Source organism: Clostridium collagenovorans DSM 3089, from assembly GCF_900130005.1.
GTDB classification, from domain to species: domain Bacteria; phylum Bacillota; class Clostridia; order Clostridiales; family Clostridiaceae; genus Clostridium_D; species Clostridium_D collagenovorans.
Genome location: NZ_FQXP01000010.1, coordinates 57,554 through 80,938 on the forward strand (window position 1 = coordinate 57,554; position 23,385 = coordinate 80,938).

At 28.6% G+C, this 23,385-nt stretch carries 22 protein-coding genes and 1 other annotated feature; of the genes, 18 read left to right on the plus strand and 4 right to left on the minus strand.

Translation table 11 applies throughout. The features are described 5' to 3' along the window. Positions 1-73 precede the first annotated feature (73 nt). Together BUA48_RS12165 and yjbM are read left to right on the plus strand one after the other, a co-directional pair. Positions 74-760, plus strand: a complete 687-nt coding sequence (locus tag BUA48_RS12165; protein WP_072832341.1) for a metallophosphoesterase — start codon at positions 74-76, stop codon at positions 758-760. 262 nt (positions 761-1,022) lie between these two features. Then, positions 1,023-1,811, plus strand: a complete 789-nt coding sequence (gene yjbM / locus BUA48_RS12170; protein WP_072832342.1) for a GTP diphosphokinase — start codon at positions 1,023-1,025, stop codon at positions 1,809-1,811. A gap of 120 nt (positions 1,812-1,931) precedes the next feature. On the opposite strand, the gene BUA48_RS12175 is transcribed toward yjbM, so the two are convergent. After that, complete coding sequence (locus tag BUA48_RS12175) at positions 1,932-2,666, minus strand: helix-turn-helix transcriptional regulator (protein WP_072832343.1); 735 nt, start codon at positions 2,664-2,666, stop codon at positions 1,932-1,934. Positions 2,667-2,849: 183 nt separating this feature from the next. On the opposite strand from BUA48_RS12175, the gene BUA48_RS12180 reads away from it, so the two are divergent. The 11 genes from BUA48_RS12180 (at position 2,850) to BUA48_RS12230 (ending at position 12,508) form a co-directional block, all read left to right on the plus strand. Further along, positions 2,850-4,598 (plus strand): NEAT domain-containing protein, encoded by a 1,749-nt coding sequence (locus tag BUA48_RS12180; protein WP_072832344.1) that lies wholly within the window; start codon positions 2,850-2,852, stop codon positions 4,596-4,598. A gap of 82 nt (positions 4,599-4,680) precedes the next feature. Beyond that, the gene (locus tag BUA48_RS12185) at positions 4,681-5,337 is read left to right on the plus strand and encodes an NEAT domain-containing protein (RefSeq protein WP_072832345.1); all 657 of its coding nucleotides are present in this window, start codon (positions 4,681-4,683) and stop codon (positions 5,335-5,337) included. Further along, the gene (locus BUA48_RS12190; RefSeq protein WP_072832346.1) at positions 5,337-5,900 is read left to right on the plus strand and encodes a class D sortase; all 564 of its coding nucleotides are present in this window, start codon (positions 5,337-5,339) and stop codon (positions 5,898-5,900) included. The genes BUA48_RS12185 and BUA48_RS12190 overlap by 1 nt, the downstream gene beginning before the upstream one ends. A gap of 9 nt (positions 5,901-5,909) precedes the next feature. Continuing rightward, complete coding sequence (gene isdE, locus BUA48_RS12195) at positions 5,910-6,812, plus strand: heme ABC transporter substrate-binding protein IsdE (protein ID WP_072832347.1); 903 nt, start codon at positions 5,910-5,912, stop codon at positions 6,810-6,812. After that, positions 6,799-7,788: a FecCD family ABC transporter permease gene (locus BUA48_RS12200; protein WP_072832348.1), complete on the plus strand. Its 990-nt coding sequence runs from the start codon at positions 6,799-6,801 to the stop codon at positions 7,786-7,788. Before isdE ends, BUA48_RS12200 begins: the two co-directional genes overlap by 14 nt. Then, positions 7,788-8,570, plus strand: a complete 783-nt coding sequence (locus BUA48_RS12205) for an ABC transporter ATP-binding protein (protein ID WP_072832349.1) — start codon at positions 7,788-7,790, stop codon at positions 8,568-8,570. The genes BUA48_RS12200 and BUA48_RS12205 overlap by 1 nt, the downstream gene beginning before the upstream one ends. A 223-nt stretch (positions 8,571-8,793) precedes the next feature. Then, positions 8,794-9,102: a hypothetical protein gene (locus BUA48_RS12210; RefSeq protein WP_072832350.1), complete on the plus strand. Its 309-nt coding sequence runs from the start codon at positions 8,794-8,796 to the stop codon at positions 9,100-9,102. An 84-nt stretch (positions 9,103-9,186) separates the two neighbouring features. After that, complete coding sequence (locus BUA48_RS12215; RefSeq protein ID WP_072832351.1) at positions 9,187-9,507, plus strand: hypothetical protein; 321 nt, start codon at positions 9,187-9,189, stop codon at positions 9,505-9,507. 35 nt (positions 9,508-9,542) lie between these two features. After that, positions 9,543-10,139 carry a DNRLRE domain-containing protein gene (locus BUA48_RS12220; RefSeq protein WP_072832352.1) on the plus strand — a complete coding sequence of 199 codons (597 nt, stop codon included), beginning with the start codon at positions 9,543-9,545 and terminating at the stop codon, positions 10,137-10,139. A gap of 458 nt (positions 10,140-10,597) precedes the next feature. Further along, positions 10,598-11,614 (plus strand): homoserine dehydrogenase, encoded by a 1,017-nt coding sequence (locus tag BUA48_RS12225; RefSeq protein ID WP_072832353.1) that lies wholly within the window; start codon positions 10,598-10,600, stop codon positions 11,612-11,614. 570 nt (positions 11,615-12,184) lie between these two features. After that, on the plus strand, positions 12,185-12,508 hold the full coding sequence (locus BUA48_RS12230; RefSeq protein WP_072832354.1) for an alpha-helical endospore appendage domain-containing protein: 324 nt from the start codon (positions 12,185-12,187) through the stop codon (positions 12,506-12,508). Between the two features lie 247 nt (positions 12,509-12,755). Here the strand turns inward: BUA48_RS12230 and pdxT are convergent, their stop codons facing one another. Both pdxT and pdxS read right to left on the minus strand, forming a co-directional pair. After that, entirely contained in the window at positions 12,756-13,355 is a 600-nt protein-coding gene (gene pdxT / locus BUA48_RS12235) for a pyridoxal 5'-phosphate synthase glutaminase subunit PdxT (protein WP_072832355.1), read from the minus strand. A gap of 5 nt (positions 13,356-13,360) precedes the next feature. Next, a complete protein-coding gene (gene pdxS / locus BUA48_RS12240) occupies positions 13,361-14,239 on the minus strand; it encodes a pyridoxal 5'-phosphate synthase lyase subunit PdxS (RefSeq protein ID WP_072832356.1) in 879 nt (292 codons plus the stop codon). 143 nt (positions 14,240-14,382) lie between these two features. Here pdxS and pdxR point away from each other — a divergent pair, with 143 nt between their 5' ends. Then, positions 14,383-15,894: a MocR-like pyridoxine biosynthesis transcription factor PdxR gene (gene pdxR / locus BUA48_RS12245; protein ID WP_072832357.1), complete on the plus strand. Its 1,512-nt coding sequence runs from the start codon at positions 14,383-14,385 to the stop codon at positions 15,892-15,894. A gap of 369 nt (positions 15,895-16,263) precedes the next feature. On the opposite strand, the gene leuS is transcribed toward pdxR, so the two are convergent. Next, entirely contained in the window at positions 16,264-18,702 is a 2,439-nt protein-coding gene (gene leuS / locus BUA48_RS12250) for a leucine--tRNA ligase (protein ID WP_072832358.1), read from the minus strand. A gap of 143 nt (positions 18,703-18,845) precedes the next feature. Next, positions 18,846-19,060, minus strand: a binding site (T-box leader). 208 nt (positions 19,061-19,268) lie between these two features. Here leuS and BUA48_RS12255 point away from each other — a divergent pair. The 4 genes from BUA48_RS12255 (at position 19,269) to BUA48_RS12270 (ending at position 23,278) form a co-directional block, all read left to right on the plus strand. Then, positions 19,269-20,294, plus strand: coding sequence for a YeiH family protein (locus tag BUA48_RS12255; RefSeq protein ID WP_072832359.1), 1,026 nt, complete (start codon positions 19,269-19,271; stop codon positions 20,292-20,294). 515 nt (positions 20,295-20,809) lie between these two features. Beyond that, positions 20,810-21,136, plus strand: a complete 327-nt coding sequence (locus BUA48_RS12260; protein ID WP_072832360.1) for a DUF1904 domain-containing protein — start codon at positions 20,810-20,812, stop codon at positions 21,134-21,136. Positions 21,137-21,215: 79 nt separating this feature from the next. Beyond that, positions 21,216-22,628: a cysteine--tRNA ligase gene (gene cysS / locus BUA48_RS12265; RefSeq protein ID WP_072832361.1), complete on the plus strand. Its 1,413-nt coding sequence runs from the start codon at positions 21,216-21,218 to the stop codon at positions 22,626-22,628. Between the two features lie 113 nt (positions 22,629-22,741). After that, entirely contained in the window at positions 22,742-23,278 is a 537-nt protein-coding gene (locus tag BUA48_RS12270) for a 50S ribosomal protein L25 (RefSeq protein WP_072832362.1), read from the plus strand. Positions 23,279-23,385 lie beyond the last annotated feature (107 nt).

Genomic DNA, 23,385 nt, shown 5'->3' on the forward strand with positions numbered 1-23,385 from the left:
CTACTATGAATAAAACTATGATAAAATTATTGAGAAGAAAGTAATATAAACTAGAAGAAATAAAGGTGATGAAATGTCGTTATGGGCAATATCAGATTTACATTTAGCTTTGAATGCCAATAAGCCAATGGATATCTTTGGTGATAATTGGTTTAGGCATGAGGAAAAGATAAAAGAAAGTTGGCTTGAAAATATTAAAGAAGAAGATACTGTCTTAATAGCAGGTGATATATCTTGGACTATGAAAATAGAAGATGGGTTAGAAGATTTAGAATGGATTAATAAACTACCAGGAAAAAAGATTTTTGTAAAGGGAAATCATGATTATTGGTGGAGTAGTATAAATAAGCTAAATAAATTATATGAAAATATGAATTTTATTCAAAATACTTTTTATAGCTATGAAGATTATGCTATTTGTGGTACTAGAGGGTGGATTTGTCCAGGATCTAGTAACTTTAATACTCATGATGAAAAGATATATAAAAGAGAATTAATAAGACTAAGATTATCTTTAGGTGCGGCTATGAAGGCTGGATATACTAAAATTATAGTAATGTTACATTATCCCCCTATTAATGAGAAGTTTAAGTGTGAGGAGATAATAGAAGTTTTAAAGGAATATCCTGTTGAGAAGGTTATATACGGACATTTACATGGACCTTCTTTAAAAACATGTTTTGATGGTGAGTATGAAGGCATAGAATTTATAATGACCTCTTGTGATTATTTGCAATTTAAACCTGTAAAAATATTATAATATTTAGTTGAAAGGGATTATTAAAATTAAGCATATAAAAGATAAATAGATTATTTAGAGGCAAGTTTAAGTAATAGTTCTTATGGGTAAATTAAAGGAGTTCTAACTACACTTATGGTTATTTAATAAACTTAAGAGGAGTTGCAGAAGTAGATAATTCCTTTGAAGTTATATATTAAGAACATGTAATATAATTTTCAATTTATGGATTTAGGGTATAGTATATATATGCACATTAAATATGTAAAGGGTGGTAAGAAGTATGGCTATTAAAGAATGGAAAACCTTTCTAATGCCCTACGAACAAGCCGTAGAAGAGTTAAAGGTTAAATTTAGAAGTATAAGAAAAGAATGTAGAAGAAATAATGAATATTCTCCAATTGAATTTGTTACTGGGAGAGTAAAAGAAATATCAAGTGTTTTAGAGAAAGCTAATAAGTTTCATATTCCTATTGATAGAATAGAGTATGAAATGGAAGATATAGCAGGACTTAGAGTCATGTGTCAATTCGTAGATGATATAGAAAAAGTTGTAGACATAATGAGAAAAAGAAAAGACATGACTATTATATATGAAAAGGACTATGTTACTAATGTTAAGAATAGTGGATATAGAAGTTATCATGTAATAATAAAATATCCTGTGTATATGGCTGATGGGGAAAAGGAAATTTTAGCTGAATTTCAAATAAGAACATTAGCTATGAACTTTTGGGCAACAGTTGAACACTCATTAAATTATAAATATAAGCATGCTATACCAGAGCATGTAAAGGAAAAGCTTAAAAGTGCCGCAGATGCTGCTTTTAAGTTAGATCAAGATATGAGAGAAATTAAGGATGAAATTAAGGATGCTCAAAAACTCTTTGAAGTAAAATCAAACTTAATTTCAGACATTATGTATAATATAACTGAATTAGGTTCCTTGGGGAAGCATGGGGAGGTTGCAAGGTATAGAGAGCAACTTAGCATGTTGCTTGAAGAGGGGGATGTAATCCAACTAAATGAGTTATTAGAAAACACGGAAAAGACAATACAAATGTATAAGTAGAATAAGATAAAAGATACAGAACATAATGAGCTCTCTTTATGGAAAATAGTTAATTAATATAACTAGTTCTATAAGGAGAGCTTGTTTGCATTTTTATGCTTAAAAATATATTTTTATTATCTAAATATGATTAGTTAGTACTTCTTCACGAAACTCTAAGGGACTTTTATTTGAGAATTTCTTAAATACAGTACTGTAATAACTTTGGTTATTAAAACCTACCTCTAAAGAAATATCCATTAAACTTAAATTAGAATTTTCAAGAAGTTGCTTACTTTTATCAACTCTATATTTATTTAAATAATTTACAAAGGTAAATCCGGTTTCTTTTTTAAACAAACTACAAAAATAACTTTTATTAATACCTAAATCCTTACACAGTGAATCTATACTTATATTTTCAGAATAGTTTTTTTCAATGTAATCTAAAGATTTTACTACGTATAAAGAATATTTTACATGTCCATATTTTTCATTTAGATTTTCACTAATTATAAACATAAGTAACTTTTCTATGTATTTCATAGAAGTAGGACTTTTAAATGGAATAAAGGGTGAAGAGGTATCTACAAAGCCTGTCTTAAAAGGCCCTATGAGAAAACTCATGTTTAAATTTATAGTCTTAGATGATTTTATACATAAAAAATTAAGGTTCTTTTTAAAATTTAAAATACATGAAGAGCAATTTATTAAATTGTTTTTCATATCATTAATTAAATTTAAATTCTTGAACATATCTTCATAAGAATAATTGTAGCCATAACTATGAAGCAGTTCGAAATCATAGTCAAAGATACATATAGGTAAATTACAACAATCAAAAAAGTTTTTAGCAACACATTCCACGTCAAACATAAATAAATCCTTTCTTTTAACTCAATATAATTAAAAAAAGCTAAATATACATAAAGAAAAATAAAAAAAATCGTGATAATATACAATTGTAGAAATGAAAATGAGAATTAATATCATATGATTATTATATCTCTTAATTTAAATATGTCAAATAAGATTTTATAAAAATGGGGGGGAGCATCAATGCTTAAAAATAATTTGAAGATAGCAACGGCTATTGCTTTGGCAACAACTATAATATGGGGAAATACTGCAAGTATAGTTATGGCAGATGTAGCAAGTCCAAATGAAAATAATACTGTGATTTCAAAAAGTGTAAAACAAGAAATTAATGATGGAATTTATAAAGTGAAAAATAAAACTGCTTATATTCAACCTGGTAATGAGACTGGTGAGAGTATGGCTAGAAATGCATTGAATGAAGTTACTGAAGTAGAAGTTAAAGAGGGTAAGACATTTCTTACTTTGAGTTTTAATAAAGATTTATATCAATTTATGAAGAATATAAGAGCTAGTGTAGATGGAAAACAATTAGAGGTTGTAGAAGATAAAGAAAATAAATCTATTAAGGTTGAGGTACCATCTATTGAATCTAAATTACTTGTAGAAATGAACATAGTTATTATGGGAAGAGATGTTCATTTCTATATGACTAATGATATGAGTACTTTAGAAACTATTAATGAAGCACCTGTTATTGATGTTGCTGAAATAACAACTAAAGTAGGGGGAAATACAGATATATTAACTAATATAAAAGCAATGGATAAAGAAGATGGAGAATTATCAGTTAAAATTTTAGAAAATAATGTTCCTGTTAAGAATAATTTATTTGATAAAGCAGGAGAGTATACAATAAAGTTTTCTGCAGAAGACTCTAAGGGACTTGTCACAATTAAAACTGTAAAGGTTAAAGTTAATGAAAAAGAAATTATAGAAGAAAGTGAAAAGATTAAAGATGGAAGTTATTCTATAAAAAATAGTGTTTCATATGTTGGACAAGGTAATGCTTCTATAGGAAATGATATGGCTAGAAAAGCTTTAGAGGAAAAAAGTTTTTTAGATGTTAAAAATGGCGAAACAAGAGTTACTTTAAAATTCACAGCAGAACAATATCAGTTTATAGGAGATATAAAGATATCTGTAGATGGTAATGAGGTTTTAGTTGAAAGAAATGATGCTGAGAGATCAGTGAAGTTTAAAGTTCCATCTATAGACTCAGAAATAGTTGTAAGTACTTTTGTAACAATGATGAATAGGGAAGTTAGTTTTAAAACTACTTTACTAAGTGATACATTAGAAGCAATTACTAATGGAAATGATGGTAATACTGATAATAATCAAGGTGGAAGCAATAATTCAGGAGGTACTGCTACTGGAGATAATAATGGACAAAACAATAATGAACAAAGCAACAATGGTGGTAATTCAAACACTAATGTAACTACTCCTAATAAAGAAGTAGTTAAAGGAAAACTTTATACAATTGAAAATAAGGTTACTCATGAAAGTCAAACAGGTGTTGATATGGCTAGAAAATATTTGAATAAAGTTTCTGACATAAAAGAGGTAAATGGTAAGACTTATGTTACTCTTACTTTTACTGGTGTAGATTTCATGAAGGATTATCAAATATACGTAAATGGTAATAAGGTTGCTTATACTGTTGTATCTAAGAATTCAACAGAAATAAAACTTAAATTCGAAATACCGAATGTAGATGCTAAGATTAAAGTTAAAACTTATGTGGTGCCTATGTCTAGAGAAGTTGAATTTGGAGTTGAACTTTTAAAGGATACACTTAAGTTTGTAAAGGAATATAAAGTTGATGAGCTACCAAAGACAGGTTCACCAATAAGTGGTGGATTAATGGCTCAAATGGGAACTATGATGCTTGGAGCCTCAGCTTTATTATCAAGAAGAAAAAAATAAAATTAATATAAGAAAAGAGGCAAAAGTTTATTTAAATTAATCTTTTGCCCCTTTTAAACTTATGTAATGGAGAAGAAGGAAAATGAAAAATAAAAAAAATGTAATTGATATAAATAAAATTTTATTAAGTATTTTATTTTTGCTTTCTGTTATTTTTGGAAACAGAACCTTAGCAATGGCAGAAGAAAATAAAAAACTAGAAAGTGGCATATATGAAGTTAAAAATGATGTATATCATGAATCGGAAGTTGGTATGTCCATGGCTAGAAGCTATTTAGATTCTATTATGAAATTAGAAGTTAGAGAAAAGGAAATTTATTGTATTATAGGTTTTTCTGGTACTGAATATATGGAGAATTTTAGAGTAGAAGTTGATGATAAAGAAGTAAAAAGTGAAAAGCTTGAAGAGGATTTAGAGGCTCACACTGTAAAACTTAAGTTTTTATTAGATGATATAAGTTCTAAGATTGATACGAAAATATATGTTGGACCAATGGGAAGAGATGTTGAATTTACAGTTATACCTAAAATGGATACTTTGAAATTAATTGAAAAAATAGAAATTCCCAAAGAAGAAAAGAAAGAAGAAGAGAAAAGAGAAGATACTAAAGAAGTTATTGAAGATTCAAGAGAAGATAATAATAAAGGAAATAAAAAGGTAATTACTTTTGTAGGAATAGGACTTGCTGTAGTAATTATTTTAGGAGTAATCATAAAAGGAGTTTTAAGCAAAAAATAATGAAGAAGAATATAGCGAGGGTATTTTTAGTAATAGGACTTATTCTTATAGCAGCTTCTTTAATTTTTAAATTTAATAGTAAAACTGAAGAATATAAAAGTAAAAAAGAATTTAAGGAAAGAATAAAGAAGTTTGAGGAAAATAAAGAGGGAGAGGAAGATATTAAACTTTCTAATTCTCAACTAGCACTTATAGATATTCCCAGTTTGAAAATAAGCTCTGTAATATCAGATGGGGTAGAAGATGAGGTTATTAAATATTATGTTGGACATTTTAAAGAAACTGCATACCTTGGACAAAATGGGAACTTTTGCGTTGCAGGTCATAGCAGCAATATTTATAGCGAAGTATTTAATAATTTAGAAGATATAAATTTAGGAGACAGTATTGAAATTAGGACTATAAGTCAAAAATATATTTATAAGGTTTCAGATAAATTTAAAGTAAGCCCTAAGGATGTACAAGTTTTAGAGCAAGATATATCTAAGAAGGAAATGACTATAGTTACTTGTACTAAGGATGGATCTGAAAGATTTATAGTAAAGGCTAATTTACAAGAATAGGAGAAGGTTATGAAAATAAAATCATATATAGCTATAGTTATAACCTTAATAATAAGTGTTATAGCTACTGGTTGTGGAAGCACCTCTAATAGTACTGAAGAAGGTGGAAAAGAAAAAGATTCAAGGGTAGTTACTACTTCAGTAGCAGTTACGGAAATAGTTGATGCCTTAGGAGTTAAAATGATTGGGGTACCCACAAGTAACTATAAGTTACCAGAAGGCACAGTAGATGCAAAACAAGTAGGGAATCCAATGAACCCAGATTTAGAAATAATTAAATCCTTAAAGCCAAGTGTAGTAATATCTGTTGATACTTTAGGTAAGGATTATGAAAATATGTTTATACAAAATAATATTCCTAGTGAGTTTGTAAGCTTAACAAGTTTACAGGGCTTAAAAGACAGCATAACTAATTTAGGAAAATTATTAAATAGGGAAAAAGAATCAGAAAAGATATTATTAGATATAAGTGAAAAGGAAAAAAGTATTTCGGAACGTTCAAGTAATCATGATAAGAAAGATATTTTAATTATTTTTGCAGCGCCAGGTAGTATGATGCTTGCTACAGAAAAATCTTATATAGGTGATTTAGTAAATATAGTTGGTGCAAATAATGTGGTTAAGGATAATAAACTTCCATTTGCTACATACAGCAGAGAGGAGATAAGTAAACTTAATCCAGATGCAATATTAGTTATGACTCATGCAAAGCCTGAGGAATCAGAAAAAATGGTTAGGGATAAGTTAGAAAAGGATGCAGAGTGGAAGGATATGAAGGCTGTTAAGGAAAATAGGATAACATATCTTGATAGTCAGTATTTTGGAATGAGTGCAAATTTAAAAGTAATGGAATCTCTGGACAAACTATGCGATATAATTTATGGTAACGAGGTAAAAAATGAGGGCAATTAATAATAGAAAAAAGCAGATATACATTGCTTGCAGCATTGTACTGCTTATAGTTTTAATATTAGTTTCTTTGAAGTTAGGGAGTATAGATGTAGGAGTTAAAGAACTTATATATGGTATATTTTTTAATAATTCTTCAGAGAATGTTGAAATAATAAAAAGTCTTAGGCTTCCGAGAGTTATAGTTGCTGTATTAGTTGGAATGAATCTTTCTATATCAGGGGTATTGTTACAGGCTGTAATAAGAAATCCTCTAGCAGATCCATCTATTACGGGAATTTCTTCTGGAGCTTCTTTGGTTTGTGTAGCTATTATGTCATTTTGGCCTGAGTTTATGAAGACAATGCCTATATTTGGATTTTTAGGAGCATCTGCATCTTGTAGTATAGTATATTTTCTATCATATAAAAGAGAATTATCACCTATGAGAATAGTATTAGCGGGTGCTGCTATGAATGCAATGCTTGGAGGGTTGTCCTCTATGATTACTATTTCAGGTGGTCCAGGAGCTGCTTCAATCCAAAGATGGATAAGTGGTAGTTTAGCTACTACTTCATGGATAGATGTAAAAATATTAGTACCCTATTCTTTAATAGGATTAATACTTGCTATAACCTTAAGCAAGGTATGTAATGTTATAGTTTTGGGAAGTAAAAATGCTAAAAGCTTAGGACTAAATTGGGATATACAAATAATACTTATTACAATGGTTGCAGTATTTTTAGCGGGAATATCAACTTCAGTGGCAGGAATAATATCCTTTGTAGGTTTGGTAGTTCCTCATATATGTAGATTAGTAATTGGCTCGGATCATAAATATTTGATACCCTTTAGTGGAATAGTTGGAGGAATATTTTTAATAGCAGCTGATACAATAGGGAGAATTGTTATAAGGCCTTATGAAGCACCAGTGGGTATAGTTATGGCTATTTTAGGTGCACCATTCTTTTTATATATTTTAAGAAGGAGTGAGATTTAATGATAAAGGCTGAAAGAATAAGTTTTTCCTATGAAAAGAACAAAGAATTAATACAGGATTTAAGTATAGAAATTGAAGAGGGTAAAATAACCACTATAATTGGGCCTAATGGTAGTGGAAAATCTACATTGCTTTCATTATTATGTGGTTTAAATAAGGTAACTAGTGGGGAGATATACATTGGTAATGTGAGTATAACTAAGTTTAGTTATAAACAATTATCACAGAAGATATCAACAGTTCACCAACAAAATTCTGTTCCTTCAGATATAACTGTGGAAAAACTTGTTAGTTATGGGAGGATACCTCATAAAAAGCTTTTTAAAGGTAAGGCAGAAGAAGATAATGAGATAATAGATTGGGCTATAAGGAATACAGGGCTTGAGAAATTAAAGACTTCAAATGTCATGGGATTATCGGGAGGGGAGAGGCAAAGAGCATTTATTGCTATGGCATTATCTCAAAAACCTAAGATACTTTTTTTAGATGAGCCCACAACTTACTTAGATATGTATCATCAAATAGAAATTTTAGAACTTATAAAGAAATTAAATCATGAAAATAACCTTACAGTAGTTATGATACTGCATGATATTAACCAAGCCATAAAATATAGTCACAATATGGTGGTTATGAAAAGTGGAAATATAATTAAAAATGGAGAATCAGCAAAAATAATAACTGAGGAACTAATAAGGTCAGTATATAAGGTTGATGGAAAAATAAATGAATATAATGAAAAATTAAGATATTTTATACCTAGTAAATGTATTGATTTTTAATGAAAATATGATTTTATTCAATAACTAAATTTATCAATGTGTTAAAAAGATAGAAAAATACAGGGTACAATAAAAAATATAAAATATATAAGACAATAAAAAATATAAAAGAAAAAATGTAACAAAGTTCTACAAAAATCATAGTATGGTGTTATAGATAGTTAATGAGTTAACTTTCTATGACATCATTTTTTATTAAAAAGATTATTAGGGGGAATTTATAATGGCTGAATATTTAAGTGGTAGTGCTAATTTACAAGAAGATCCATCAGGTAACGGTACTTTAGTTACAGCAACAATTGCAAAAGGATCAGTAACAATAGATAATACAAAAGATTTTGTAATAGCAACAAAATTGGTAATAACAGATGGTGGAACTGATAAAGTATACACTATAGTTCAAAACTTTCCTAAAGCTCAAGCTTCAGACACAAGTTTTGTTTTAACAAAAGCATTTTCTCCAACTATAGATGCTACAACTGTTAAATCAACAGAAGCTTATATAGTAACTAATGCAACTCAAACTCCATAATTACTAAAGTTGGGTTTGGGGAATTTATCCTCAAACCCTCTATTTAAAAAATTAATATAAGATATGGAAATTGTGGTGATGTAAATGGCAGAATTCATAGAAGGTAAAGCTATATTAAAGAATAATGTAGATACTGGATCAATATTTGAAGTTACGGTTTGGTTGTCACCAAAATCAGTTATTATTCATGGAATGGCTCATGATATATCTGTAAATGTAACGATTACTCATGAAAATGGTGTGAAAGATAAATATTTTGTATTGGATTCTTATAGTGGGAAACATGGAGATGTATTTAAAAGTGGAAAGGTATATACCATTCCAGTGGCACCGCCTGTAAAGGCTAGTGATAAGATATTAGTTAAGGCGTATTTTGCATATAAATTAACAACTAAACCTAAATAAAAATAAGTTTAATAATGTAAGTATGGGGTGAGAGGATGTCCTTAACAGATGTTTATGCAAGTAAAAGTATAACTATTTCTGATAGGTTTCCAAATGAAAATGTAAATAGTGAAGAAGTTTTTATAGGCAATATAAATAAATTTCGATATATAACTTATCTGTATTTTGATTTGTCATCATTAGAGAAGTTATGTAAGATATCATCTTCTAAATTAGTATTATTTAAATCTAGAACTGAAGAATATTGTTATGATAATTATATGAGAGATAAGGAATATGGTATATATGTATTGAAGGAGTATTTTAGTAGTTTGACTAATTATAATAATATGCCTCAATATGATTGTACTCACGAAATAAAGTTTATTCCTAATACTAATAAAATATATACAGAAATAGATATAAGCAAAATTGTTAAATTGTGGCAAGAAGGGATTTTAAGTAATAAAGGATTGATGTTGACTGGTAACACATGGAGTTCTAAGCCCTTGATATATGGATCATCAAAAAATAAGGATATAACGTTAAAGCCTTTTTTAAGAGTAAATTACTCAACAGATGATATATTTCCTTCACAAGTAGAATTAGAGTGCAAGTATGAAATATTTCCTAGTGTTAATGAGGAGTCATAAAATTAGAATTTCTAAGAAAGTGAAAGTGAAGTTTATTATGTGTAAAATTTATAATATGTAAGTTAACTACTATATAATGAAAATAATATTATATAGTAGTTTTATTTGTTTTAAATACACCAAAGTTAATAATAACCTTTTAATATTATATCTTTCTAATAGCAATTGACCTTATTTCACAATAGAGCACATGAAAAAACAATGAAGATTTTTTTTATTGAAATATATATGAAGAGTTTAAATTTCTTACAAAGGGCTAAAGATAATTATTACGGAAAACGTAAGTTGCTTATATAAAAATGAGGTTTAGTATATTAATATGTGTAGATGGATTAAACTTTTAAATTTGTATTCAAAGTTTATAGAAATTATAGAATATAAGGTGAAATTTTGTTAAAGTTAAGTTGATATATTAAAATTTAAGTTACATGAATTTATTTATAAGGTGCGTGATGGTAATGAGAAAAATAGTTATTAGTATTGCAGGCTATGGAGTAGTTGGTAAAGAGTTTCTAAGGTTAATTAAGGAAAAGAAAGAGGATATAAAAAATAAATATAATTTAGAACTTGTTATAGGAAAAATAATAGGTAGTAAATGCGCTATTTTTAGTGACGAAGGTATTGATGTTGAAGAGTTACTGAAGTTATCATTAGGAAGTATGGGTTTAAAGGAGTATTGTTGTATTAAAAATATAAATTTTAGTAGTAATTGTGAGCTAATTGGAGATATATTTGTAGACTGTACACCTACTAATTTAGAAAGTGGGGAGCCAGCTTTAAGTTACATATATGAAGCAATAGAAAAGAATATGGATTTATTTTTAGCTTCTAAGGGGGCTTTAGTAAAGAATTATAAAAGCATAAATGAAAAGGTTAAAGAAAAGAATTTAAATATAAAATTTAGTGGAGCTACAGCGGCTGCTTTACCTACTTTAGATATAGGACAAATATGTCTTCCCTTAACTACTATAAAGGAGATAAAGGGTATACTGAATGGGACAAGTAACTTTATTTTAACTTCTATGATTAAAAATAAAATGGGCTATGAAGAAACTTTAAAATTAGCTTTTAATAAGGGGATATGTGAAAAGAATAATAATTTAGATGTTAGTGGATTTGATACTGCTTGTAAGATGGTTTTAATAGTAAATAATATTTTAGGGAAGGAAGTAACCTTAGATGATGTAGAAATTCAAGGTATTGAGAATGTTACTAATGAGGATATAAAGAAGGCTATAGAAAATGATTCTGTTATAAAGCTCCTTGGAGAATGTGAAGTTAATGATAATAAAGTTAAATTAAAGGTTTCACCTAAATATATAAGTAATACAGAGCAATTAGCAAAGGTTGACTATAATAATAAAGCTATAGTATTTAATACAGAGGAAGCTGGAGAAATATTTTGTTCAGGGGGTGCATCTAATCCAAGAGCGGCTGCATATTCTATTTTAAAAGATATACTTAACGCATATTAGAAAATAAAAATTATAAAATTTTAAAAAAGTGTAATAATCTTTCCTGAAGATAAATATTATCTTATATAAGGTTAATTTAAAATAAATTATTTTACTTGGAGGATAATAAAATGAGCGTAAAGATATTACAAAAATATATAGCAATATGTAAGGGGTTAGGTATAGAAGCAACTGTAGAAGGATTAAAAAAAATAAAAGATTTATTATAGATTATTAAAGAAGTTAACTATATTAGAATATACTTAATATACAAAAACTATAGAAGTATATAATTCCTTAGTAAAAAATTGAATTATATAACCCTATAGTTTTTTTGTTTTACATATGGAAATATAAGACCTAATTATACAAAGTGTTATTTAGATTAGACTTATAGAGGGTATAATTAAATTTTAAATATACAAATGGGTTTATTTAAAATATATACTTTTAAGTAAAAATATGAAAAATGAGAATGTATAATTTTTATTAAAATAATTATACATAAATATACTGGGTATTTTATTAACATTTTGAGATTTGGTACATATAGTATTAGGGTAAACCAACATTTTAGGAGGATAAGGAAATATGAGTATGCCAGTAATTGTACCAAGTACTACCAAAAGAAGTCAAGCAATATCAGATATTATAGAGTCAGTTGCTTTAGAAGAAACAGGTCTTTCCCATATATTAAATGCAGAAGGTGAAAAAATTCAACATGTAGTTAAGACACCAGGTGTAACTAAGAACGATTTATTAAATGTAAATAGTTCAGTACAATGCATGATAGGTGCAGTAACAAAATTAGAAATGATTTTAGGAATGAAATTAGAATTATTAGCAGGAGGACCTTGTTCTTGTTCAAGTAGCACAAGACCAGAAGAAACAACAGGTGGAACAACAACACCATAATAATGTATCTTTAAGTAATATATAGTTCATTTACAGTTAAAGTTAATATAATATGAAAATTATTGCTTGAATATAGATTTGTTAATAAGACTATATGATTTTAGTGGTATTAGTAGATTTATAATTAAAGTTTATAAGTCTTAAGTTACAGTGGTTTTAGAAAAATAATGTTTACTATACATTTAATAGTAGCATAATTTAAATAAATACATCCTTCTTATTAAGCAGGATGTATTTTGTCGTTGTTTTACATAGTGGATGTAATTGCTTTACTTTCATGTATCATATCTATAAAGTACTTATGAAAACTTAAATCCTTTGTCAATTCAGGATGGAAAGAAGTTACAAGCATATTTTTCTCCACACAAGCTATTATATTATCATTTAATGATGCTAAAACTTTTACATTCTTGCCAATAGATTTTATATAAGGGGCTCTTATAAAAACAAGTGGAATAGGTTTAAGAGAAACTTCCTTAATATCTAAATCTATTAAAAAGCTATCTAATTGACTACCATAGCCGTTTCTAACAACATCAATATCCATAACAGAGAAGTGTGTTTTAGAATCATTACTTATATTTTTACTTAAAAGAATCATACCAGCACAGGTTCCCCATACAGGTAAGCCTTTTTCTATAAGTTTTTTTATTGGATTAAGTAAATCAAAGTCTCTTAAAAGTTTTCCTATGGCGGTGCTTTCACCACCAGGTATTATAAGCCCATTTATTTTTTCTAAATCTTCCTTATATTTTACGCATATACCTGTTATATTAGGTAATTTATTAAGCATGTTCATATGCTCTTTTACTGCACCTTGTATACCTAAGACACCAACAGTTATCATAAGAACTACCAGCCTCTCTTAGAGAATAGATTATTTTCTGATAGCTCACGAATATCTATTCCATCCATAGCTAGTCCTAAATCTTCTGATACCTCAGCTATAACCTTAGGATCATTGAAATAAGTTGTAGTTTTTACTATGGCAGCAGCTCTTTTTTCAGGATTTGCAGATTTGAATATTCCAGAACCAACAAACACACCATCACTACCAAGTTGCATCATTAGTGCAGCATCAGCAGGAGTAGCAATACCACCAGCAGAGAAATTTACTACAGGTAATTTACCATTTTCTTTAACGTATTTAATTAAATCATAAGGTGCACCCATTTCTTTAGCAACGGTCATAAGTTCTTCATTTGGAGTATTTTGAAGTTTTCTTATTTCACTGAATATAGTTCTGTTATGTCTTACAGCTTCAACAACATTACCTGTTCCAGCTTCTCCCTTAGTTCTAATCATAGAGGCGCCTTCACCTATTCTTCTTAAAGCCTCGCCTAAGTTTTTAGCACCGCATACAAAAGGAACATTAAATTTATCTTTCATTATATGGAAAGATTCATCAGCAGGTGTTAAAACTTCACTTTCATCTATATAATCAATTCCTAGTGACTCTAATATTTGAGCTTCTACAATATGTCCAATTCTAACCTTAGCCATTACAGGAATAGAAACAGCCGCCTGAATTTCTTTTATCATTTTAGGATCAGACATTCTAGCTACGCCACCTTGCTTTCTTATGTCAGATGGAACTCTTTCAAGTGCCATTACAGCTACAGCACCAGCTTTTTCAGCAATTTCAGCTTCTTTAGGATTAACAACATCCATAATTACTCCACCCTTAAGCATTTGAGCAAGATTTTTATTTAATTCATATCTGTTATTCATAATATTTAACTCCTTTACAATTTAAAGTATTTAATATAATGTAATTGTATTGATACAATTTTTAGTATAATAAGGTAAATTCAAATGTATTATGGCATTGTATTTATATAAGGTCAATAAAAAAATGGGGGATTAAGAATAAAATGGAAAGTGTTACGATACAGTTTGATAAAGAGAGTTCAATACCTATGTATATACAACTATCTAAACATATAGGTATGCTTATAAAAGAAGGAAAGTATAATGAAAATGAAAAACTTCCAACAATTAGGAAGTTAGCAGCTTCAATAAATGTAAATAATGTAACAGTTGTAAATGCATATAAGAATTTAGAACGTAAGGGATATATTAAATCTATGGTGGGTAGTGGATATTATGTTACCTATAAAGAACATGATGTAATAACTACTTCAGAAGAAGAGGATGATAGCTTTTTAGAGTACGATAATATAAATTTAATGAGTAAAGGACAACTTAAAGTATGTAAAAATACAATAAATTTTGCTTCAGCCAATCCAGATCCAAGCCAATTCCCAGTAGAAGATTTTAAAAGAGCAATAAATGAGGTATTAGATAGGGATAAGGGATTAGCTTTTGGATATCAAGAAAGTAAGGGATATAAACCATTAAGATCTTCTTTTACACAGTTTTTAAAGAAATATATGGATGTAGAAGTGGCACCAGAGGATTTGCAGATTGTGTCAGGAGCTCAGCAAGGAATAGATATAATAAGTAAGGCATTAATTAATCCAGAAGATTATGTAATTACAGAGAATCCAACCTACACAGGAGCTCTTTCTGTATTTAAGGGGAGAGGAGCCAATATAATAGGAGTAGATGTTAATATAAGAGGAATAAATTTAAGTGACTTAGAAAGAAAAATAGTGACTTATAATCCTAAATTAATATATGTCATGACTAAGTTTCAGAATCCAACTACAATAAGTTATTCTCAGGATACACTAGAAAAACTTTTAGATTTAGCAAATAAATATAATGTGTATATTGTGGAAGATGACTCTTTATCAGGATTAAATTATATGCAAGAAGATAATAAAATAAATTTAAAAGCCTTGGATAAAAATAATAAAGTAATATACGTTAAGAGTTTCTCTAAGTTACTTATGCCAGGATTACGTATAGGATTTATAGCTTACCCACCTGAAATGCAAGAGCAAATAATAAAGGCGAAACATAGCACTGATATATCATCCTCAGGTCTTATACAAAGAGCAATGCAATTATACTTAGATAATGGTAATTTAGAAAAGCATGTGGAGTTTATGAAGAAAATTTTTAAGAAAAAATATGATTGTATGAATACAGAATTAAAGGCTCTTAGAAAATATGGTGTTAATTTCATAGCACCACGAGGAGGATTACACTTTTGGATTAAGTTACCTAAAGGAGTTAATGCCTTAGAATTATATAGTAGATGCAGTCAGCGAGATGTACTTATAGTTCCTTGTAATATATTTTATGTTAATCCTTTAGGAGCTGCTAATAACACCATAAGATTGAGTTTTGCAGCAGTAGATGAAGAGGGTATTATAAAGGGATTAAATATACTAAAAAAGGAGCTAATTTACTTATTAAAGTGTGATAATGAATACAGTGAAGTTCATGAGGAAGCAACCTTATCTCCTATGATTTAAAGCGGATATTAAATAATTTAATATGACTAGGATATATATCTTTTCAATAAAAAATATTAATTATAGTTATCCAATAAGTTTAATTATAATAATAAATAAAGAAAATTAAATTCAACTATTTTATAAATTTATAGATAAAATTAAACTTATAAGATTTATTAAAGTTTATATAACAAAAAGACTGTAATATAAAGAGGTTTAATATATAAGCAGTGTTAGGTTTGTTAACATAGCTTTTCATTAAAACCTTTAGTAGTACAGCCTTTTATTTTTAAGAGGAAATATTATTTACAATAATATTTCCTTTGCATTAATTGTTAAATTAGAAAGTATAAGTTAGAAATATATTTTATAAATTTTACAATGCAACTAGTTTGCAACTATATTTACAAGACGTCCTTTTATAACGATAACTTTTCTTACTGTTTTATCTTCTAAAGCAGTTACGATTTCAGAAGTATTTAAAGCAGCTTCTTTTATTTCATCTTCACCTAAACCAGAAGCTACATTAATTCTAGCTTTGATTTTACCGTTTATTTGAATAGCTATTTCTACTTCATCTTTAACTAAAGCTTTTTTATCAAACTCTGGCCAAGCCTCATTGAATACTGAAAAATTCATTCCTAATGCTTCCCATTTTTCTTCAGCAAAGTGAGGTGCAAATGGAGCTAAAAGCTTAACAAAGTCTACTAAAGTTTCTTTTAAGAAGCTTAAGTTTTTAACTGATTCAGTAGAGTATTTGCTTAAAGCATTTAAGAATTCCATCATTCTAGCAATAGCTGTGTTGAACTGAAGGATTTCTGTATCAGCAGTAACGGCTTTAATAGTAGAGTGTCTCCAGAAGTTTAGCTCTTTCTCAGCTTTATCCATAGTAGTTTTATTGTTTTCACCCTTATTAATTTCATCAATGAAACCATCAAGGTATCTTTCGATTCTATCTACAAATCTACCTATAGATTTTATACCATCATCACTCCAAGCTCCACCTTCTGTATAACCAAATCCAAACATTAGATACATTCTAAATACATCGGCACCATAAAGTGAAATGTATTCATCAGGAGAAATTGTATTACCTTTAGATTTACTCATTTTTAATCCATCAGGTCCTAAAATTAATCCTTGGTGTGTAAGAGATTTAAATGGCTCATCAAAGTTTACATAGCCCATATCTCTTAAAGCTTTAGTTATAAATCTAGCATATAATAAGTGCATACAAGCATGTTCAGGTCCACCAACATACTTATCCACAGGAAGTAATTCGTTGATTAAATCAGTGTCAAATGCTTTTTCACTATTTTTGTTATCAGGGTATCTTAAGTAATACCAAGAAGAACAAACGAAAGTATCTAAAGTATCAGCTTCTCTGTGAGCAGGACCACCACATACAGGACAAGTTGTTTTTAAGAAATCTTCACATTTTCCAAGTGGAGATTTTCCATCAGGTGCAAACTCTACATCATATGGTAATTCCACAGGAAGTTGATTTTCAGGTACTGGTACAATTCCACACTTATCACAATGAATCATTGGAATTGGAGCACCCCAATATCTTTGTCTAGAAACTAACCAGTCTCTTAGTCTATAGTTAGTTTTAGATGAACCAGCTTTTATTTCTTCCAATTTATTAACTATAGCTTTCTTTCCTTGTCTTGCTGTAATTCCATCAAATTCACCACTGTTTACAAGGTTACCAGAACCAGTGTGAGGAAGTTCTTCACAACCATCTATAACTTTTTCAATTGGAAGGTCATATTTAGTTGCAAAAGCAAAATCTCTTTCGTCATGTGCAGGAACAGCCATAACAGCTCCAGTTCCGTAAGTGTTTAATACATAATCACCAACCCAAATAGGAACTTTTCTTCCGTTTATAGGGTTGATAGCATAAGAACCAGTGAAAATTCCTGTCTTTTCTCTTGTTATAGACTGTCTTTCTATATCAGATTGTTTCTTAGCCTCTTCTTTATAATTCTCTACAGCTTCTTTATTATCCTCTGTAGTTAATGTATCAACTAATTCATTTTCAGGAGCTAAAACTACATAAGTAACTCCGAATAAAGTATCAGGTCTTGTAGTAAATACGCTGAAATCTAAATCAGAATTATCAACTTTAAAAGTTACTTCAGCACCAGTAGATTTACCAATCCAATGCTTTTGCATAGCCTTAGTTTTTTCAGGCCAATCTAATTCATCTATTTTAGTAAGTAACTCCTCTGCATAATCAGTTATTTTTAAGAACCATTGAGTAAGATCCTTTTTAGTAACTTCTGTAGAACATCTTTCACAAAGTCCATCTACAACTTGCTCATTTGCAAGAACTGTATTACAACTAGGGCACCAGTTTACTGGAGCTTTTTTTCTGTATGCAAGACCTTTTTCATAAAGTTTTAAGAATAACCATTGAGTCCATTTATAGTAGGTAGGATCACAAGTTACTAATTCGTTATCCCAGTTGAACATAGCGCCCATAGCTTTTAATTGTTCTTCCATTTTAACTATATTTCTTTCAGTTGAATCCTTTGGATGAACTCCTGTTTTAATAGCAAAGTTCTCTGCAGGTAAACCAAAGGCATCGAATCCCATAGGTTGGAATACATTAAATCCTCTCATTCTCTTGAATCTAGCCCAAGAATCTACTGGACCATAGTTAAACCAGTGACCAGCATGTAATTGATTACCAGAAGGGTAAGAGAACATTTCAAGTACATAAAGTTTTTCACCTTCTTTGTTTTTATCAAACTTATAAAGGCCAGTTTCTTCCCATTTATTTTGCCATTTTTTATCGATATCAGTATTGTATTTAGACATAGTCCTTCCTCCTTTATAATTATTATCTTAGTCTTAAATCAAAACCGAAATAATTCAAGTTTCTTTTACATAAAAATTTAATATTCATCAGAAAGGTATGTTAATTAAAATATAAAAGAAAATAAAAAAAGCCCTCGTCACATAAAAGAGACGAAAGCTATATTTCCGCGGTACCACTCTAATTAGAATTTCTATAAGTTTAAAGAAATTCTCACTTTACAATTTAACGATTCACACCGTATCTACTTCTAATAGATAAGCTCCTAGACAAGTTCACATTTAAGTATTACTATGTTACAGCAACCCATAGCTCTCTAAAAATACAGTCAATATTACTACTTCTATTCAAAGCTTTTAAATATTAAATTTTATATAATAAATCATTATTGATAATTATAAATTAAAGATATCATAGTGTCAAGAAGTCTTATATTTATTATTTTTATACATAACTAAATAATTATTTAAAATATAAAAAAATGATATTTAACTTATTGAAAGTAAAGAAGTATAATTTTTTCGAGGCCTTATGGTTATACTAATTTTGTTAAGTGAGGTATAAGATTATGTCAAAAACATATAAAAATAAAATTTTAAATATATTACCAGGATTGGCGGTATGTGTGATAATAGCTATTATAGGATCAATTATAGGAAAGTTTATTCCAAGTCTTGGAGCAGCTACATTTTGTATTATTATAGGTATGATTGTTGGTAACACTTTTTGTAATAAAAAATCCTATGCAGCTGGAGCTAAGTTTTCAGAAAGTGATTTACTTGCCTATTCAATAGTATTAATGGGAGGAACCTTAAAAATAGAAGAAGTTTTTTCTATTGGAGGAAATGGTATTTTATTTATTGTGGTTCAAATGGCTATTACAATAGTATGTGCTTGCTATATAGGAAGATTTCTTAAGTTTTCAAGAGATTTTTCTTATTTAATGGCGGCAGGGAATGCAGTATGTGGATCTTCTGCTATTGCAGCTACAGCTCCTGCAATTAAGGCTAAAGAAGAAGATGTAGGAATTTCTATAACTATGGTTAATCTTACAGGAACATTTTTAATGTTTATTTTACCTGCCCTTGCAGAAAAACTTTATGGAGGGGCTACACTTCAAAGTTCAGCGATGCTAGGAGGAGTATTACAGTCTGTAGGTCAAGTTATAGGAGCTGCAACCTTTATGACTCCTGAGGTAGTAGAGTTATCAGCTATTTTTAAAATAGTAAGAATTATATTTATAGTATTTGTAGTTTTGATACTTGGAGAGTTAAGTGTTAGACATAAAAATGAAAAAGTAGAGAAAGCACATAAAGAAAAGAAGAAGAAAAAAGCTAAAATTTCTATTCCATGGTTTATTATAGGATTTTTCATTTTATGTTTAATAAATAGTATGGGATTTATTCCACAAGGATTATCAGATTTATTTCATACTATTAGTGGTAAGTTTGAAATAATAGCTTTAGCAGGTATAGGTATGAGGGTTAAGTTCTCTGAACTTGTTAAGCAAGGACCTAAGGCTTCAATATTTGCATTATCTATAGCTGTAGTTCAAGTGACATCAGTTGTTGTATTAATAAATATACTTCTATAAAAATGGGATAAATATTAAAAGGGGAGATTGTTTTGTCAATTTACCCTTTTAATATATGCTTATTTTTGTTAAAATTAGTTTGTTAATAATTAAAATTTATTAATAGGTTTTTTACGAACAATAAGAATTTAAAATATGTCATATAGATGTTGCATTAAATAAAATTCATTCATATTTTATACGATAAAAAAATTTAATATGTAAAAAATTACGATAATGTAGATTTAATATTGCAAAGTATATATTAATAAATAAAATAAATTTATAAAATTTAAGTTATATAGAGATTTACTTTATATTTAGATAGATTTATATTATATTTAGAATTAAACTTAAATATAATATAAATTATTTATTGAAATAGGTATTTTTACATATAAATATCTTTATAAAGGATAAATTATATGTAAAATAAGTTAAAATGCGTAGAAAATTTTAGTTTTGAGAAAATATAAATAGATTTATTCATATTTTAAATATATAATCAAAGGATAAATGATTTGAGGAGGGATATTATGCCACAATTAATAATGAAATCAGTTGAAATTGAAAAAGTTTGCACAATAAGCAAAGAAATGATAGATGAGTTAGAAACTTTACTAGAGTGTCCTAGAAATTACTTTACAATAGAGTGTGTAAATTCTACATATGTTATGGATGGAAAAGTTGTTAAGTCATACCCTATCATAGAGGTTGCTTTATTTGATAGAGGCCAAGAGACTCAAGATGAAATAGCTAAAATTATAACTAAACATTTAAATAATGTTGGATATAAAGATGTGGATATAATATTTACAGCTTTAGATACAAATAAATACTATGAAAATGGAGAACATTTTTAGTTTTTCATAGCAAATAACTAGTTACTTAATATAATGAAGAATATAAAGAAATAATTATGATGAGAAAGGAAGGGTGTATATGAGTTTCTATATTTATAACACAATGAGTAGAGACAAAGATGAATTTGAATCAAATAAACCAGGAAAAGTTGGTTTATATACTTGTGGTCCTACTGTTTACAACTATGCTCATATAGGAAACCTAAGAACATATATATTTGAAGATACTTTAAAAAAATCTTTGGAATATGTTGGATATAAGGTTAAACATGTAATGAACATTACAGATGTAGGTCACCTTCAATCAGATAGTGATGAAGGCGAAGACAAAATGGCTTTAGGTGCTGAACGTGAAAAGAAAACAGTTTGGGAAATAGCAAAGTATTATGAGGACGCTTTCTTTAATGATTGTAAAAAATTAAATATAGCTAGACCTACTGTTGTATGTAGAGCAACTGAGCATATTGAAGATATGATTAAGTTTATACAGAAGCTAGAAGAAAGAGGATTTACTTATCAAGCTAATGGAAATGTATATTTTGAGATAGATAAATTTGAGGACTACACAAAACTTGCTAACTTATCTATAGATGAATTAGAAGCAGGTAGTAGAATAGAAGTAGACCCTAATAAAAAGAATCCTTTAGATTTCGTACTATGGTTTACTAATTCTAAGTTTGCAAATCAAATTATGCAATGGGACTCACCATGGGGTAGAGGATTCCCAGGATGGCATTTAGAGTGTTCTGCTATGTCAATGAAGTATTTAGGTGAGTATATAGATATTCACTGTGGAGGAATGGATCACGTTTCAGTTCACCATACAAATGAGATAGCTCAATCTGAAGGGGCTATAGGACATAAATGGGTTAACTATTGGATGCATGGAGAATTCCTTGTTTTAGATGGTGGTAAAATGTCTAAATCAAGTGGAGATTTCTTAACTGTAACTAGATTAGAAGAAGAGGGATTTGATGCTTTAGATTATAGATACTTCTGCTTACAATCTAGATATAGAAAACAATTAGTATTCAGCTTTAAGAGCTTAAAGGACGCTGAAAATTCTTATAGAAGATTAAAAGAAAAAGTAGCTATTATTAAATCTTCTATTGAAGCTGATCATAGCATTGACGCTGATAAGATTAAAGCATATGATGATAAGTTCATAAAAGAAATAACTGATGATTTAAATATGGCTAATGCTTTAACTGTATTATCAGAGGTTATAAAATCTAAGGATTTAAATAATGCTGAGAAGTTTGAACTTATCAAGAAGTTTGATAAGGTTTTATCCTTAGACTTAGAAAAGGCTGAATTACCAAAGGTAGAAGTGAATGTAGATGAGGATTTAGTAAATAGATTAATAGTTGAAAGAAATGAAGCTAGAGCTAGTAAGAATTGGGCAAGAGCTGATGAAATAAGAAAAGAGCTTTCAGATATGAATGTAGAATTACTAGATTCTAAAGACGGAACTACTTGGAAGGTAAAATAAAGTAAAAAAATATTTTGTGCCTTAATAAAAAATATCATAAAAATATAAAATCCTAATACATATAGAATATAGTGTATTAGGATTTTTTTTATTTTAAGCTTGGGGGGATAGCCATGGAGAATGTTTTAGTTAAGGTATTTGAAAGAGAAGAGAAGGCTTGTAGATTAAAAAATTCAGAGTTTTTACCAGGAGTAGTTTATGGAAGAGAAATTCAATCTAAAAAGGTGAAGGTAAATAAAAAAGAGATATTTGCTTGTTTACTTGAGAATGGTGAAAGAGCATTAGTTAATTTGCTAATTGATGGAGTAGAAAGCTTGGCGCTTATAAGAAGTGTTGGGAGAAATCCAGGGGATGGTACAATTATTCATATTGATTTTCAAGTAGTGGATGAGGAGGATGTAATTACAAGAAAGGTACCAATAAGCTATGTAGGTAAGAAGATGCTTAAATCTAAGGGCTTATACCTTCAAAAATGTCACACTACAGTAGAAGTAGAAGGTATGGTTAAACGTATACCTGAAAGATTTATAGTTGATTTAAGTAGCAGAAATTTAGGAGAAAACATAACAGTTAAGAGTTTAAACTTAGGTGAAGGATTAAAGGCGATTACTGCCATTGATAAAGCCTTAGCAGTGGTAAGTAGATTATAACGTAATATTTAACTTAATATAACTTGTAGGTTAAAGGTATAACCGATAATTTCATTATCATATGCTTAAACTACAAGTTATTTTTATGTATAAGACTTAAAGGGTTA

Coding starts and splice junctions, on each gene's coding strand:
- BUA48_RS12165 (WP_072832341.1), top strand. CDS start 74: ATGTCGTTATGGGCAATATCAGATTTACATTTAGCTTTGAATGCCAAT.
- yjbM (WP_072832342.1), top strand. CDS start 1,023: ATGGCTATTAAAGAATGGAAAACCTTTCTAATGCCCTACGAACAAGCC.
- BUA48_RS12175 (WP_072832343.1), bottom strand. CDS start 2,666: ATGTTTGACGTGGAATGTGTTGCTAAAAACTTTTTTGATTGTTGTAAT.
- BUA48_RS12180 (WP_072832344.1), top strand. CDS start 2,850: ATGCTTAAAAATAATTTGAAGATAGCAACGGCTATTGCTTTGGCAACA.
- BUA48_RS12185 (WP_072832345.1), top strand. CDS start 4,681: ATGAAAAATAAAAAAAATGTAATTGATATAAATAAAATTTTATTAAGT.
- BUA48_RS12190 (WP_072832346.1), top strand. CDS start 5,337: ATGAAGAAGAATATAGCGAGGGTATTTTTAGTAATAGGACTTATTCTT.
- isdE (WP_072832347.1), top strand. CDS start 5,910: ATGAAAATAAAATCATATATAGCTATAGTTATAACCTTAATAATAAGT.
- BUA48_RS12200 (WP_072832348.1), top strand. CDS start 6,799: ATGAGGGCAATTAATAATAGAAAAAAGCAGATATACATTGCTTGCAGC.
- BUA48_RS12205 (WP_072832349.1), top strand. CDS start 7,788: ATGATAAAGGCTGAAAGAATAAGTTTTTCCTATGAAAAGAACAAAGAA.
- BUA48_RS12210 (WP_072832350.1), top strand. CDS start 8,794: ATGGCTGAATATTTAAGTGGTAGTGCTAATTTACAAGAAGATCCATCA.
- BUA48_RS12215 (WP_072832351.1), top strand. CDS start 9,187: ATGGCAGAATTCATAGAAGGTAAAGCTATATTAAAGAATAATGTAGAT.
- BUA48_RS12220 (WP_072832352.1), top strand. CDS start 9,543: ATGTCCTTAACAGATGTTTATGCAAGTAAAAGTATAACTATTTCTGAT.
- BUA48_RS12225 (WP_072832353.1), top strand. CDS start 10,598: ATGAGAAAAATAGTTATTAGTATTGCAGGCTATGGAGTAGTTGGTAAA.
- BUA48_RS12230 (WP_072832354.1), top strand. CDS start 12,185: ATGAGTATGCCAGTAATTGTACCAAGTACTACCAAAAGAAGTCAAGCA.
- pdxT (WP_072832355.1), bottom strand. CDS start 13,355: ATGATAACTGTTGGTGTCTTAGGTATACAAGGTGCAGTAAAAGAGCAT.
- pdxS (WP_072832356.1), bottom strand. CDS start 14,239: ATGAATAACAGATATGAATTAAATAAAAATCTTGCTCAAATGCTTAAG.
- pdxR (WP_072832357.1), top strand. CDS start 14,383: ATGGAAAGTGTTACGATACAGTTTGATAAAGAGAGTTCAATACCTATG.
- leuS (WP_072832358.1), bottom strand. CDS start 18,702: ATGTCTAAATACAATACTGATATCGATAAAAAATGGCAAAATAAATGG.
- BUA48_RS12255 (WP_072832359.1), top strand. CDS start 19,269: ATGTCAAAAACATATAAAAATAAAATTTTAAATATATTACCAGGATTG.
- BUA48_RS12260 (WP_072832360.1), top strand. CDS start 20,810: ATGCCACAATTAATAATGAAATCAGTTGAAATTGAAAAAGTTTGCACA.
- cysS (WP_072832361.1), top strand. CDS start 21,216: ATGAGTTTCTATATTTATAACACAATGAGTAGAGACAAAGATGAATTT.
- BUA48_RS12270 (WP_072832362.1), top strand. CDS start 22,742: ATGGAGAATGTTTTAGTTAAGGTATTTGAAAGAGAAGAGAAGGCTTGT.